This window comes from Sphingomonas sp. M6A6_1c, from assembly GCF_053345135.1.
Window position 1 is genome coordinate 53,780 of sequence record NZ_JBKEZO010000005.1, and the last position, 14,108, is coordinate 67,887.

14 protein-coding genes are annotated in these 14,108 nt (G+C 61.3%); 10 read left to right on the forward strand and 4 right to left on the reverse strand.

Going from position 1 to position 14,108, the window contains the following annotated elements; genetic code table 11:
- The first annotated feature begins 86 nt into the window (after positions 1 to 86).
- Positions 87 to 1,280 (forward strand): hypothetical protein, encoded by a 1,194-nt coding sequence (locus ACLBWH_RS11400; RefSeq protein ID WP_447798902.1) that lies wholly within the window; start codon positions 87 to 89, stop codon positions 1,278 to 1,280.
- 197 nt (positions 1,281 to 1,477) lie between these two features.
- Here the strand turns inward: ACLBWH_RS11400 and ACLBWH_RS11405 are convergent, their stop codons facing one another.
- Positions 1,478 to 2,620 (reverse strand): restriction endonuclease, encoded by a 1,143-nt coding sequence (locus tag ACLBWH_RS11405; protein WP_447798903.1) that lies wholly within the window; start codon positions 2,618 to 2,620, stop codon positions 1,478 to 1,480.
- A 157-nt stretch (positions 2,621 to 2,777) separates the two neighbouring features.
- Here ACLBWH_RS11405 and ACLBWH_RS11410 point away from each other — a divergent pair, with 157 nt between their 5' ends.
- The 5 genes from ACLBWH_RS11410 (at position 2,778) to ACLBWH_RS11430 (ending at position 8,841) form a co-directional block, all read left to right on the forward strand.
- On the forward strand, positions 2,778 to 4,001 hold the full coding sequence (locus tag ACLBWH_RS11410) for an MBL fold metallo-hydrolase (RefSeq protein ID WP_447798905.1): 1,224 nt from the start codon (positions 2,778 to 2,780) through the stop codon (positions 3,999 to 4,001).
- 472 nt (positions 4,002 to 4,473) lie between these two features.
- On the forward strand, positions 4,474 to 6,087 hold the full coding sequence (locus ACLBWH_RS11415; RefSeq protein ID WP_447798907.1) for an ATP-dependent nuclease: 1,614 nt from the start codon (positions 4,474 to 4,476) through the stop codon (positions 6,085 to 6,087).
- Positions 6,084 to 6,581, forward strand: coding sequence for a hypothetical protein (locus ACLBWH_RS11420; protein WP_447798908.1), 498 nt, complete (start codon positions 6,084 to 6,086; stop codon positions 6,579 to 6,581). The genes ACLBWH_RS11415 and ACLBWH_RS11420 overlap by 4 nt, the downstream gene beginning before the upstream one ends.
- A 313-nt stretch (positions 6,582 to 6,894) precedes the next feature.
- Positions 6,895 to 7,953 carry a serine hydrolase domain-containing protein gene (locus ACLBWH_RS11425; RefSeq protein WP_447798910.1) on the forward strand — a complete coding sequence of 353 codons (1,059 nt, stop codon included), beginning with the start codon at positions 6,895 to 6,897 and terminating at the stop codon, positions 7,951 to 7,953.
- A 192-nt stretch (positions 7,954 to 8,145) separates the two neighbouring features.
- Positions 8,146 to 8,841, forward strand: coding sequence for an NnrU family protein (locus ACLBWH_RS11430; RefSeq protein ID WP_447798912.1), 696 nt, complete (start codon positions 8,146 to 8,148; stop codon positions 8,839 to 8,841).
- Positions 8,842 to 9,223: 382 nt separating this feature from the next.
- Here the strand turns inward: ACLBWH_RS11430 and ACLBWH_RS11435 are convergent, their stop codons facing one another.
- On the reverse strand, positions 9,224 to 9,583 hold the full coding sequence (locus ACLBWH_RS11435) for a VOC family protein (protein WP_447798914.1): 360 nt from the start codon (positions 9,581 to 9,583) through the stop codon (positions 9,224 to 9,226).
- A gap of 188 nt (positions 9,584 to 9,771) precedes the next feature.
- Between ACLBWH_RS11435 and ACLBWH_RS11440 the strand changes: the two genes are divergently transcribed.
- The 3 genes from ACLBWH_RS11440 (at position 9,772) to ACLBWH_RS11450 (ending at position 11,025) form a co-directional block, all read left to right on the forward strand.
- Complete coding sequence (locus ACLBWH_RS11440) at positions 9,772 to 10,113, forward strand: MarR family winged helix-turn-helix transcriptional regulator (protein WP_245640873.1); 342 nt, start codon at positions 9,772 to 9,774, stop codon at positions 10,111 to 10,113.
- Positions 10,106 to 10,402, forward strand: coding sequence for a VOC family protein (locus ACLBWH_RS11445; RefSeq protein WP_447798916.1), 297 nt, complete (start codon positions 10,106 to 10,108; stop codon positions 10,400 to 10,402). The genes ACLBWH_RS11440 and ACLBWH_RS11445 overlap by 8 nt, the downstream gene beginning before the upstream one ends.
- A gap of 92 nt (positions 10,403 to 10,494) precedes the next feature.
- The gene (locus tag ACLBWH_RS11450) at positions 10,495 to 11,025 is read left to right on the forward strand and encodes an AAA family ATPase (RefSeq protein WP_447798918.1); all 531 of its coding nucleotides are present in this window, start codon (positions 10,495 to 10,497) and stop codon (positions 11,023 to 11,025) included.
- 26 nt (positions 11,026 to 11,051) lie between these two features.
- Here ACLBWH_RS11450 and ACLBWH_RS11455 read toward each other — a convergent pair whose 3' ends face one another.
- A complete protein-coding gene (locus ACLBWH_RS11455) occupies positions 11,052 to 11,618 on the reverse strand; it encodes a recombinase family protein (RefSeq protein WP_447798919.1) in 567 nt (188 codons plus the stop codon).
- 69 nt (positions 11,619 to 11,687) lie between these two features.
- Positions 11,688 to 12,569 carry an AraC family transcriptional regulator gene (locus tag ACLBWH_RS11460; protein WP_447798921.1) on the reverse strand — a complete coding sequence of 294 codons (882 nt, stop codon included), beginning with the start codon at positions 12,567 to 12,569 and terminating at the stop codon, positions 11,688 to 11,690.
- 215 nt (positions 12,570 to 12,784) lie between these two features.
- Between ACLBWH_RS11460 and ACLBWH_RS11465 the strand changes: the two genes are divergently transcribed.
- Positions 12,785 to 14,014, forward strand: a complete 1,230-nt coding sequence (locus tag ACLBWH_RS11465) for a hypothetical protein (RefSeq protein ID WP_447798923.1) — start codon at positions 12,785 to 12,787, stop codon at positions 14,012 to 14,014.
- Positions 14,015 to 14,108 lie beyond the last annotated feature (94 nt).

Sequence of the window (14,108 nt, forward strand, 5' to 3'; positions counted from 1 at the left end):
CACGCGGAGGTGGCGGGTGCCGGTTGTCAATGCAACGACGCTGGCGTAGTCGGGATCGGTGTTTTAGCGGGCCGTCAGGGGGAAGCATGGCACGCGAAGCATTCACGGCACCGATCCGTCTCAAGCTCGCGCAGCGCGCTGCCTATCGCTGCGCCTTTCCGGGCTGCAACCGATTGACCATCGGTCCCGGCGAGCAAGACGACCAGATCGAAAACAGCGGCAAGGCCGCGCACATCTATGCCGCATCCGAATATGGCCCACGCGGGCAGGGGTTACTAACTTCGGAACAACTCAAGGCGATCACCAACGGTATCTGGATGTGCGGCCATCACGCCGATCTGATCGACAAGAATAGCGGCGAGCGGTACCTGGTCGCGGTGCTCAAGAGCTGGAAGGCGCTTCACGAGTATCGCACCGCCTATGAGCATAGCGGGCGCGCGACCGCTTTCGGATTCGTGCGCTCGTTGACGTTGCTAGCATCGCCACGTTTTGAACCCGCGACGATTGAGTTCGGCAAGACGACGTTCCTCATCGGTGCAAATGAGAGCGGCAAGACCGCGCTGCTCGACTGGCTGTCGGTGCTTGATAGCCCACGCCGCCTGTGGCGGTGGATGAAACCCCATCCGCTGCACTATGCGCTGCTGTTCGATGCACCCGGCGAACATCGTCTGGAGATCGAGACGGGCAATGGCGCGGTCCGATTTGACCTTGATAGCCGCCGAGTGGCCTTCAACCATCATCGCATCGCTATGACCGCCCTGACCAAGCGCCGCGATCATCGCGCGGAAGACGATCTCACCAATATGATGGGTCTCTTTCATCTGGACGAGATCAGCGTCCGTTCGCTCGCTACAATGATCAACAGCACGACCTTCTACCTGCGCGCAGCGCGGTTCGAGCGCGATGCCGACGACGATGGCGAGGTGCAGAACGTCCTGCGCTGCACCCTTCAAAGCGGCGTGGAGGTGGCTTTCGGCACGTTGTCGGGTGGCGAACAGGGGCGCGTCATTATGGAGTTTGCGATCACGCACATGGCGAGTGTCGCTTCGGTCGCCCCGGCGTTGCTCATCGTCGAGCGGCCTAATCTCGGGATCGATGAAGCCGGGTTCGCTGTCTATCTCGACTATTTTTCGAGCAGCGAGTGCCGCTTTCAAACCATCGTCACGCAGTTCACTGTGACCGAGGACATCAAGGGCTTGGGATGGCAGGTCTATCAGCTGACAGGTGCCACCGGCACCGCGCTCGGCAAGATCGAACCGGTCCTGCCGAGCAGGTCATAACCTGCGATGTTGAACCCCTTTTTACTAGCAAACCGCGCCCGCCACACGACGATCACGGTCTCCATCTTGGCAAGCAGCATCTCCGCTCGGCCACCGGACCTGCCTGCTGCTTGACGGATGTTCGCGCGTACGCTCACTCGCCTGTCTTGGGCGCGACGAGCTCCTGCGAACCGACTTGAATCGGCGGGAGCCGCGAATCAGTGCGCTTTGTGGCGCTGGATCCAGCTCGCGACATTTCCATAGTCATGGAGCGAGAGCTGGAATGCGTGGCGCCGCTGGAAGGTATGCGCGTCTTGGGAGAAAGATGAGGTCGTCACGAGCATCGCGCTGTTCGCCTGATGATCGCAGAAAGTGCCGTAGAGCGTGCGGACGAGCTCGACGCCGACCGTCCGGTCGCGGCGGAATTTTTTGACCTCGACCAGGCACAGAAGCTTTTCTGCGGGGGTCGTAAGGTAGGCGAGGATGTCCTTGCCGCCATCGCGCGTGGCCGGCGTCAGCTGAACCTCATAGCCCATCCCGGCCAGCAATTCGGCGACAACTTCTTCGAACTTGCGCGGCGGCAGCTCGAAGAGCGATTCGGGCTGGCGTTTCAGTTCGTCGAGAACCGTTTCCTTCGCGATCACAAGCCTAGGCCTGATCTCCGTGATGAGCCGGGTGGACGGCTCGCGAAAGCTGGCAGCCAGTTCGTAAAGCCTACCGTCCAGCAGGTCGCGGATCGACAGCTCGGGATGGGTTTCGCCAAGGCGGCTAAGGATCTCGACCGCGAGCGGGATGCCGCCGGCCGCCTCGACCGCATGCGCCAGGTCGTTCTCGGGCAACCCGACATCGCGCCTCAGCATCATTTCGAGGACTGTTGCCTTGTCGAGCGGTGCGATGACGAGCGTTTCGCCGCGTGGGAGGCTCGTCCCGCGCCGCATCGAGAAGACGAGCGAGCGGACGCGTTTGATATTGAAGACCCGATGGCTGATCTTCAGCATCTGCACATCGGTCAGCGCGTCGGCGTCGTCGATCACGACATGAACGGGGCTGTTCCTATCAGCGTACAGCGCTTCTACGAACGAAGAGGCCTCATTCATGGCGTCGGGCGAACGATCGAGACTTAGCCATGCCGGCTCTACACCTCCCGCCACTTCGGAGAAGAAGAACTGTAGGAGCGTCGTCTTGCCGATGCCTCCCAAGCCGCTGACGACGATCGGCCCTGCCGAACGGCGACGCAGGACATGCTCTGAGAGCCAGTCAACTTCGGCCTTACGACCAAGAAAGAGATTCGTCACATGTGCCGGGAGATCTCGGGACATGTTCTGGGACATGATCTCGTCATTCTTGATAAGCCGCGCCATCGCTTTATCAGTCCTCGAAATTGTCGGCTGCTTCAACCAGTATAAAGCCGAAAATCTTTCTGGGGCTGGCAGAGGTAGTCAAGCGTCGAAGAGACGTCTTCGCCAATGACCGTCCCCGTCTCTATGATAGGATCAGATATTTGCGAGGGGAGGCTGGATGAAGGTCAGGATGGTGCAGCATGCCGTGGGTCAGGGCGGCTTGACGTGCGGCACGCTCGAGGCCGGCGGCAAGCCGCTGCGCTGGGTATATGATTGTGGATCCAACCAACTCGATGCCTTGGCGCGTGAGATTGAGATCGTGGCGGGTGGCGGCGATATCGATCTGCTGTTCCTGTCACATCTCGACAATGATCATGTACGCGGCATCGACGACCTTCTCTCACGGGTAAAGGTGCGCGAGGTCGTCCTGCCCTATCTGAACGAACTGACGCTCGTGGCGACGCTAGCGCGCGAAGCTGGGCGCGGTAGGCTCGGCGGGGTTTTCGCGGAGGCGGTGAGCGACCTGCCGGGTTGGTTCGGAAGCCGCGGTGTCGAGACGGTGACCTTGGTGGGCGGTCGGGATGACGATGAGGAGGGCGACGGCCCGATCGTTCCGGAAGTGCCAGAAGGCGGCGAACGTGGCGGAGACTGCTCGGCCGAATGGACGCTCGATCCCGAGGCGGTCTCGGAGCTTATCACGTCGGCGGCACCGCGCCAGGATGCTGGCGCGCATATGCAGCAGGTCGCTCCCGGCGCTGCAGTCGCAACGACAGCTAGCAATCGCAAGCTGAATTGGGCGCTCATCCCCTACGTCCATGTCCCGCCGGCAAGACTGATGAAGGCCTTCGAGGATGCGCTTGAAGCTGAGTTCGGCACGCCGCTCGACAAGCAGGACATTGTGCGGCGTGCCAAGGATCCGATTGTACGCGATAAGCTGCGAGCATGCTACGACGCGCTCTGGCTCGATCACAATCTCATATCGATGACGCTCTACACCGGACCGGTGATACCAAGCTCGGTCGACATCAATTGGCGGTCGCAGCGGTTCTTGCACAACCGGCACTGGAAGCATTGGGAGAAGGAGGTCGGAGGCTGGATGCTGACGGGCGATGCCCATCTCGACGGTCTCTACCGCCGCCGCCGCTTCCTCAAATACTACGAGGATTACACGCCATTCGTTAACGTGCTGATGCTCCCGCATCATGGCTCGATCCACAATCACAGCCGGGAGGTGCTCGATGCGATGCCGGCCCTTTGGGTCGGATTCGCCGCGGCCGGGCGAAACGGCTACGGCCATCCGCACGAAGACGTTCGCGACGCCGTGCGGGCACATCGCAGCGCCTACTTTCAACAAGTTGACGAGAAGCAGTCGAGCCAACTCGAGATGACCGTCACCCTGTGAGGCCGTGCGGGCTTGCAACCTGATCGACGAAGGCCTGACCATTGCCCTGAACGACGCGGCCAACTCTCCCGTCGGTCAAGGGCCGCAGGCGGATTTCCTCAAGGTTCTGGCCAATCCTTCATGGCTTGGGCAAGCGCCAAACGTCAGCTTCCGACAAGAGCTGACGTTTAGCCTAGGTCATGCGAACGACGGGTTTGTCCCACTTCGTCTCATTCCACGGCCGCTCATCGAGACGCCGGACGGAAATGAACGAACGTCTGATGTTGGGAGGCGGGGAAGGGCACCTGAACGTCTCGGTATGGGTCCGATCACGACACGCGAGCGAATGTTATTCCTTAGATGAATGGACACTCGGGCAACTCAGCTTAGTTTTTTGACATGTCGAGGATTTCCTCGACCGTGAACAGAGCTATGCCGAATGCACCGGCAAGTCCAATCAGTGCTTGGACGGCAGAACGCTTGGAGGACGAGAATGCGGATAGTGCGGGCCCGGATCGAGAACTTTCGACTTCTCCGTAATGTCGAATTTGGGTTTGAGGCACGCACGACGCTGATCGTCGGGCGGAACAATAGCGGGAAGACGTCAATCGCAGAGCTGTTCCGGCGAATCCTGTCTGGCGGCAGTCTGGCACTACGGCTTGAGGACTTCTCGCTGGGGTGCCACGAGAGCTTTTGGCGGGCGCTGCAGGCCTACCGCGCCGACCCGCAGTCCGCCGACGCTTGGGAGCAGCTGCCATCGATCCGGCTGGTCCTCGACATCGAATACGACACGGACGCTCTGGATCTCGGGCCGCTGGGCAACTGCATCATCGACCTTAACGACGACTGCCACGAGGCTCGCCTGGAGTTTCGGTTCGGCCCAAAGGCTACGGCACCCGAGACGCTTTTTGCGGACCATTTGGTCCCACTTGAGGATGCGGCGAACGACCGCTCCCGTTTCTTCCGGAATCTCAGCCAACGACTCCCCGCCGCCTATGTGGGAACGCTGGAGGCCGTTGATCCCAACGATGCCACCAACCGCAAGTCGCTCGAGACCAAGTTGCTTACGACGCTGGTTGGGGTCGGCTTTATCAACGCCCAACGCGGTCTCGACGACGACACCATTCGTGAGCGGGATGTCTTGGGTAAGGTCGTCGAGGTTCTGTTCCAGTCGGCCCTGACTGATGACATCAATCCAGAAAGACGGACGACCGCAGAGCGGCTCAAGGAAGTGGTGGAGGCGATCCAAGGCGACGTCCACGATAGCTTTAACTCGGGGCTGACCTCGCTGCTGCCGACGTTCGACCTGTTCGGATACCCCGGGTTGTCGGATCCCGGACTCGTGACTGAGACGAGCTTCGACGTGAACAAGCTTCTCAAAGACCACACGAAGGTCAGGTATCGGGGCGTCAACGGTATGACGCTCCCTGAGACCTACAGCGGTCTTGGGACCAGGAACCTCGTCTACATGCTCCTGCAGCTGTTGAGCTTCTTTCGAGAATATCAGGCAATGCCAACCTCAGCCGGCGTCCACCTCATCTTCATCGAGGAGCCGGAGGCGCACCTCCACCCTCAGATGCAGGAGGTCTTCATCCGTCAGCTTGAACGGGTCACGGCCGCGTTCGTGGCGCAGCTGAACGCCGACCAACCGTGGCCGGTGCAGTTCGTCGTGACGACGCACTCCCCACACATGGCGAACGAAGCAAGGTTCGAGAGTCTCCGCTACTTCCTCTCCGTCGCCGATGGCGAGGGAGTGCGCCGTTCGCTCGTCAAGGATTTGCGTCAGGGCATGGCGGGCGCCGAGCCGGCGGTGCGCGAATTTCTCCACCAGTATCTCACGCTCTCGCGATGTGACCTGTTCTTCGCCGATAAGGCGATCCTGATTGAGGGCACGTCGGAGCGGCTCTTGCTTCCGTCCATGATCCGAAAGACTGACGAGACGGCGGCCGGGCATGCGCCGCGTTCCAGGCGCAGCGCTACGGCGAGATGTTCGAATGCCTTGACGCCGGTCGCCCCAGCATCCGCCGTCATCAAGACAAGGTGGCTTGGTCCCAGTCGTTCCAGGAGCTCGTCGAGCTCAGGCATACCGGGACCATCGGACAGGTGATCGACTTCATGCGGGCGCAGGAGCTTATGCGCGTTCCCGACGCGGTCATCGATCGCGAAAATCGGCTCGCTGCAGTGGGAGAGGCCCCTATCGAAAACGAGCCGCGCAGGGTAAGCCAGCTACGGAGGCTCCGTGATGTTTCCTATGCGGAGCTGATGGCGGTGGATGCCTTCATTGATGGCCACACGCCGTTCGCGACAAAGCACGGGGTTAAGGGAGCTGAGTTCGAGAACGTCCTCGTTATCGTCGGTCGCGGTTGGAACAGGTATAACTTCGCTCAGATGCTAGAATGGCTTGATCCTGGACCTCCCCCAGACAAGACGGCCTCCTTCGAAAGTAATCGTAACCTTTTCTACGTGGCCTGCTCGCGTCCGAAGCGGAGGCTGGCACTCCTGTTTACGCAGGTGCTCAGTCAAGCAGCGCTGGCAAAGGTCAATGACTTGTTCGGTGCGGAAAATGTGATCGCTTTGCCCGCTGATCCTGCCGCCGCGTGATCGACGGCTTTCCGCCCCTTAAGCGCCATTCGCTCTGCCGATCCAGGCTGTCGCTCGCTGCAAAGTTCGACATGAACGAATGTCTGAAGTCGGGAAGCGGGCAGGGCTGTCTGAATGTCTGCTTGTGGGTCACTGCGGCAAGGGGCAGGGGGCGGGGGGCAGTTCAACGCCGCTGCCCGCACTATCGAAGAAGTCGCCCTCGGTACGCGATCGTTGCGTATATACGGCTCATCCGGCGGCCTCTCCAATTTCTTTAGGCTGGTCCTGATGACCAAGCGGACATATGCCTCGATGCAACAACGGGGGCACGGGAATGATCGACAGACGCAAGCTTATCGTCGGCGGCCTTGCTTTGGGGGTAGCGACCGCAGCATCCGCCAAGGTCCCAAATACAACCAAGCGTCAGGCCATCGAAGGGATAATCCTGCCTCCGGATTTCAATGGCGCGCTTGCCTACGGACGACAGGGCAAGCTCGAGCACATCCGCTGCGTCGGTCTGGCCGATGTGGAGGATAAACGTCCCGTCACGCCGCACACGCAGTTCAAATGGGGGTCCGCATCAAAATGGGTGGCCAGCGCGACTGCCCTCCGCCTAGTCGAGCGCGACATGTTATCGCTGGATGCGCCGATCGCGACCTACCTGCCGGACTTTCGCCGAAACACGGGCGACCGCGTGTTGATCAAGCATCTGCTGTCCAACACCAGCGGTATCACCGACCTTCTGGTTCCGGCGATCAAGGCTGATCGATCGCTCCTTAACTCGACGGAGAGGCCGGCGACGATACTAGCCAAATACGGGAGGGGCGACTTGAAGTTCACCCCTGGTGCGGGATGGGATTACACCCCCCTCAACTGGGTGATCGTCGCGGCGGTGCTGGAGCGGATCACCGGCAAGCCGCTAGCCGAACTGGTTGGGCAGATGGTCCTTCAACCGCTGCACATGACCGAGACCGGTTATGCCCAGATGGGGCAACCTCCGATGCCGGGATTAGCGGCCGCGTACGGCAGCGTCGTCCCGCCAGTCCGCAAGATGACGGCTGTCCCCGCTTTCCTGGCGGGCAGCGGGAATACGGCCAGCACGGTGCGGGATGCCGTCCGCGCCGCGCACGGCATTTTTCATACCGCCCTTCTGAGCGCGGGATCGCGGCGGGAACTCACAAGCCTTCACTGGCCGGATCAGGAATATGCCCTCGGGGGCCGTGTCCACACCATCGGTAACGAGCCATGGGCGTGGGAGACAGGCAAGGTCGAGGGGTATCGAGCCCTGATCGCGCACCGCCTGAGTCAAAGCGAAACCATCGTGATCTTCAACACGACCGATATGTCGCAATCCCAGATCGGGGACTGGGCCGAAACTATTGCTACTGCCTAAAATCAACCGCCTTCCTCCCGATAAGACGGGAAACGCCTGACCGTGACCAAGTCATTTTGTGATGCTCTGCAACGCAACAGGCATTGCGGCACCCGAACGACGCATCGTGCCTGCGCAACAGTTCACGCGCATGATCGTCACCCCCACAGGCGTCGCGGTGAATGATGATAGGATCGATACGAGGGAGATGAGATGGTGACAGGAACCATGACCGTTCTTGCGGCTGCCGCGATATTTGTCGGTACCCATTTCCTACTGTCGCACCCGTTGCGCCCGCCCCTGGTCGCCGCGATCGGCGAGAAGGCATTCCTGAGCGTCTATTCCGTCGTGGCGTTCGGCACGCTCGGCGCGACGATCTGGGCGTATCGCGCCGCTGCGATTACGCCGCCTTGGTGGAACGTCGGCGCTGGCCTGTGGGCGGCCTCAACGGCCCTGATGCTCGTCGCCTCGATCCTGCTGCTAGGGTCGCTCGTCCGCAATCCCGCGCTCGCCGGCGCCGCTGCGAATGCCGCCACGGCCGAGGCACGGGGCGTATATAGCGTCACCCGCCACCCGATGATGTGGGCGTTCGCGATCTGGGGCACGTCGCATATCCTGATCTATCCGATCGCCAAGAACGTCATCCTGTCGGGATCGATGATCGTACTGGCTTTGGTCGGGGCGGCTTTGCAGGATCGCAAGAAGGCCACACTGGATCCGGAAGGCTGGCCAGCATGGCAGGCTCGGACAAGCTATCTGCCGTTCGCCGCCATCGCTGCCGGACGTACCAAATGGGGCGGCTTCGGGGGACATGCCTTAGGCGGCGGCCTTGTCACATGGCTCCTGGCGACATGGGCACACATCCCGCTCGCCGGATGGCCGGCCGGCATCTGGCGCTGGATCTATTGAGTTTGTCGATCGGGAAGTGTCGGATGGTAGTCCCGCCGCCCCCGCTGGCACTAATGTCGCTGAGCGATGAACGAGAGTCCGAAAGCGGGACCCGTCAATTTACCGCTGAACGGCCGGTTGTGGGTCTCCGCAGCCGCTGAGCGGTCGACCGCCGCATGACCAATCTTGCCCGCTCACCGGTGCCAGGGGCTTTCCCGAAACTCATTGCTTTGGGAGGCTCCCGGCTTCCCGGTTCTCCGTCTCCAACTGTCCGTCTCGGGAAAGCGCATTCAGGAACAGATTTCGGGTAACTGCAACTCGCAGGCGTCCGTCAGCGCGATAGGCGCAGCCGGATTCTCTTCACAAGTTCCTGCGTGGGAAGGCACTCGCGGCAGCGGCGTGCCTAACGAAGTCGGCTGGGCCAACCTACACGCACGAGCGTTTCGTCAGGGCCGTTCAGCGCGAACTCGTACATTCCCCAAGGCTTATCGCTGACCCCGCCCGGCTCAATGATCTCGCCTGCAAAGGCGGCGGCTAAGGCGTCTACGTCCTCGCGGTAGAGGTATAGTCCGAATGGGTTGCGCCCCGGCGTCAGCCAGCCGGCAACGGCAGGATTGAGGTGAATATCTCCTCCATGCCCGTCACTCAGCATCCGGTACTCGCCGGGACTTCCGCTGTCGCGCGTAAAGCCCAGACGCTCGAAAAAGCCCTGAGCCGCGTCGAGATCGTTGCACGGGAGGATCGCTGTCATACGCTGCTGCATTGGTCTGTCTCCACTGTGCTGCCGTCGCGGATCATCGGGTTGACTGCTTCCCGATAATACGCAATGCGTATGAAATGACAAGCGTAGACGATCGAGAGAGCGATGAGGCCAGGATCGTGCGAGCGGTACTTCGAATGGCGCGCCGGTTGCGCCGGCCCGCGTCGGACGGGGAAGTTACCGGCAGCGGCTTGGCGCTGCTCGCGTCGCTGCACCGGCAAGGCCCGATGAGTGCGGTAACGCTCGCGCGAGGTGAAGGCTTGCAGCCTCAATCCCTGAGCCGCTTGCTGGTCCGGTTGGAGGATGCCGCGCTGATCGAGCGCCCGACCGATCCTGCCGATCGCCGTCGTCAGCTAATTGCGCTGACCGATGGCGGTGCCACGGCTTTGCACCGGGCGATAGCTCGACGCCGGCAATGGCTGGCAGATGCCATGTCCAGCCAACTGAATGACGCCGACCGTCGGACGCTGCTCGCCGCGTCCGACGTGATGCTCCGGCTTGCCGGCGAGACGCAGGAGGACGACCATGAGTGAAGAGCCAAATCTGATCGCGGCCGAGCCCCAGCTTTTCGTGCCGAATTTGATCGCCGCCACTGCCTTTTACACCGATCGCCTCGGGTTCACGCTCATGTTCATGTACGGCGATCCGCCTTTCTACGTACAGGTCGGGCGTGGTGGGGCCTGCCTCAACCTGCGGCATACAAACGGCAACGTGTTTGCAGACGGCTTCCGCGATCGGGAAGCCGATGCGCTTTCGGCTACCGTAACCGTCCAGGGCATAGAGGCGCTAGCGCAGTCTTTCGATGTCGCCGGTGTCGAATAACACCAACGCCTCAAGCGCGAGGCATGGGGCGCACGGACGTTCATCCTCCGCGATCCCGGCGGCAATCTCATAGCCTTTGCAGGGCGGGAAGAATGACCCTGCGGCGTCGGATCGTCATTGTCTCGGGCGCTCCGGGTGCCGGCAAGACGACGTTGGCGGTCCCGCTCGCGCAGCAGCTCGGCTTCGCGCTATTTTCCAAAGATCTTGTAAAGGAGACGCTTACCGACGCGCTGGGAGCTGGTGCAGGCGACCTTGCGACATCACGCCGGATCGGGGGTGCCGCTATGGAATTACTGTGGATGCTGGCGCGTCATACGACACAGGCGGTGCTCGAAGCCAATTTCCGTCCGCGAAGCGACTATGAGCGCGCCCAACTTAGCGCGTTGGAGGCGACTATCGCTGAGGTTTATTGCGATTGTGGCCCGATCGAGGCCGCCAGGCGTTTCCGGGATCGGGCTGCCATCGCCGGCCATCATGCCGCTCACCCGCTCAAGGAGATGCCGCCCGAGATGCTGGCGGAGTATAATAGGCCAGTCGGGATTGGAAATGTTATCCGGGTAGATACCCGCGTTACCGTCGATCTGGAGCTGGTCGCAGAGCAGGTTCTACGCGTATTTCGGTAAACCCGCCCAATCCCAAAAAAGCATCCTCAATCGGGAAGGCCGGCGCTGGCCGGGCAATGGCGATAGAAGGTGGATAGGCCAACTTGGAGCAGATTCGCTATTTTGGTAGGCTTGTCCCCGGCTGCTAGGAGCTTGCGCGCAGTGTCGATCTTGTCGGGTGTCATTGCTGCTTTTCGGCCACCACCGGTGCCGCCCTTCGCGCGAGCTGCCGCCAAGCCCGCGATCGTACGCTCCTTCACCAGCTCACGTTCCATCTCTGCGACTGAAGCCAATATGTGGAAAAGGAGTCGCCCAGAAGGAGTGGCCGTGTCGAACCCATCGGTGAGAGATCGGAAGTCCACGTTGCGAGCGGACAGGCCCGCCGCTAGCTCGATGAGACCTCGGATCGAGCGGCCAAGCCGATCGAGCTTCCAAATCACGAGGGTGTCTCCTGCGCGTGCGAAATGGAGCGCTTCCGCCAAGCTCGGTCGATCGACTTTCACGCCGCTCGCTTTGTCGGTGAACAGTCTCTCACAACCGGCCTTTGCCAATGCGTCGAGTTGCAGCGACAAATCTTGGTCGGTCGTCGAAACACGGGCGTAACCGATCAGCATGGGTGCATCCTACGTTAGAGGGGCGACTCTTCGACTCCAGGACAAGGATGCGAGCCGCCCTCCGGCAGGCTATTTGAGCGGCAGGAACAGCTCCGCGACCGCATCATGCTCCGGTACCTCCGGGAAGAAGGCGATGCGCTGGCAGTAGAGCGGAAAGTCGCGTGCCTCCTCACCGCTTACGGGTAGCCAATCGCGATAGAGATACAGGGCGGCAGGCTCCAGATTGTCGGTATTGCCAACGACGCGCAGCACCGCACAGCGTCCGCCCGGGATGGTGCCGGCCTCGATCCGCTCGCCGTTCGCCTCGATGGGGCGATCGGTGCCGACGCACAGGTCCATGCGGTATTCTGCTGGAGGCGTCGTGCGCGGATCGGAGTGGAAGACGTTGAAGGTCGGGCTGACCCTGGGTGACAGCCCAGTCGCTTTGCGCCAAGCGATGAACCGCTGGATGGTCGCGCCGATCGTCGCCGGGTCGCCGCGATGCTCCATGATCGCGACGGATGTCGGCGCTTCGTCGCGGATCATTACGTCGTTGGTAGTGTAAGTGGTCTGCATGAGCTTGCTCCTCGCGTTGTCGAGAGGCCCGAAGGCCGCAAGCCACGGCTCCCAATCAGGAGCCTTCCTGAACGACGAGGGCGACTGCCCGACCCGTTGCCGAAAGGCACGGGCGAAGGCATCCGGGGCGTCGTAGCCGGCATCTATCGCTATGTCGGTGACGCTCTGCGCGTCCCTGTAGGCCAGCCGGTAGGATGCCCGCTTCATGCGGGCGAGCTGGACGTAGCGATGCACGGAAAGCCCGAAGGTCGCCGTGAACTGCCGGTGGAAGTGATATTTCGAGAAGGCGGCGACGCCGCTCACCGCATCCAGGTCTAGATCGTCGACCAGATGCCGGTCAATGTGATCCAGCACCCGCTGCATCCGGGCATGGTAGTTGTGAACCGCCGCCTTCATCGTCCTGTCCTCCGTGGCGGCGCCAGTTAGACGTACTTGGATTGGAGGCGCTCGACCGATCTTGCGGTTCTGCGTTCGGATCCATGCGTTCTCGCAAAGGCTGCTAATTGAGAACGCCCGAGCCGTCTCGCTTGCCGTTCGTTTACGGGAACGCAGAGGCAGGGTAAAACGATTGGCGCACGAACGCGTCGCGACATTTCGTAGTGGAGGCTGTCTTGAAGCGTCTGGCCGTTTATTCCGCAGCTACAATCGTCGGCCTGATTACGGCCGCAGGGATGGCCGCTCCAACAGCGCCTTCCGGGGTCGCGGCCTTCATCCGGGATCACAAGCTGACGCGCTACACCGTCGCGTTGGCGGACCTGGACAGGGACAAGAATCTGGAGGCGCTGATCTACGCAATGGCCACGTCCGAAGGTGGCGGCCAAGCCGACCTTTGTGGCAGCGGGGGATGCGACCTTTACGTGCTGGCCATGACGCCGACCGGCTACCGGGAAATCACCGATATCTCCGTCGCCCGACCCCCCGTGCGCGTTCTGCCGACAACTACGCATGGGTGGCGTGATCTGGGAGTAATGGTCGCTGGTGGAGGCATCGTTCGCGGATATGAGGCGCGCTTGCGCTATGACGGGCATGGCTACCCGAATAATCCGACTGTTTCACCGGCTGTGAGGCTGCAAGCTATCGCCGGGAAACAGATCATAGGGGAGGATGCCGGTCAGATGACCGACACTTCCAGCACGGCGATCAAGCATGGCGCGGCGGTCCCCGGTGTCGATGAGGAGGGCCTGGACGGGTCCATTGGCCCGTATGGCGTCGGCGCGCACATGACGGTGAGGAACCACACCGAGTTCGTCGCCGGCCACTACTTCTACGCACGGAACCCCATCGACATAGGACTCACCGGCGGGATGGATGGGGATCATCTTGTCCTGCATGGTGATGACGGATCAACGTTCAATCTACACTTCGAGACCGTCAGCCCGGCATCAAAACCGCCTCTGACATTCTATAATTCTACGTCGCTTGTGGGAACATGGACGAAGGGCACAACGACGCTGCCGGTAACGCTCGGAATGAATCTCATTGGTGGGCCGCAAGGGGCCAGCCGGTACGAGGATGTGACTAAGGAATCGGCGAACGTGTTCGAGGCAAGAGCGCGACAATTCATAGACGGCGCGCTTTCCGGCAACAAAACTGAAGCGGCATCGGCGACTTCATTTCCCTTGAACATCGGTAGCCGCCGGGGTCTCGTCCGCACCAGGCAAGAGCTGTTCCGACGCTGGGATGAGATATTTACCCCATGCCTCCTGTCACGTTTGAAGCTGGCCGTTCCGCATGAGATGTTCGTTCATGACGGATTGGCGATGGTGTCGAACGGAACGGTGTGGTTCGACGCGAAGGGCGCGACGAGCATCGACACGCCAAACTGCAAGCGGGTGTCATAATATCGGCAAGGTGTCAGCTTAGGCGCTTCTCGAAACACGATCCTTTTTGGGAAAGCTGGCGGGGCAGCGGGCAGTGCTGAGGCTCGGCACCTCC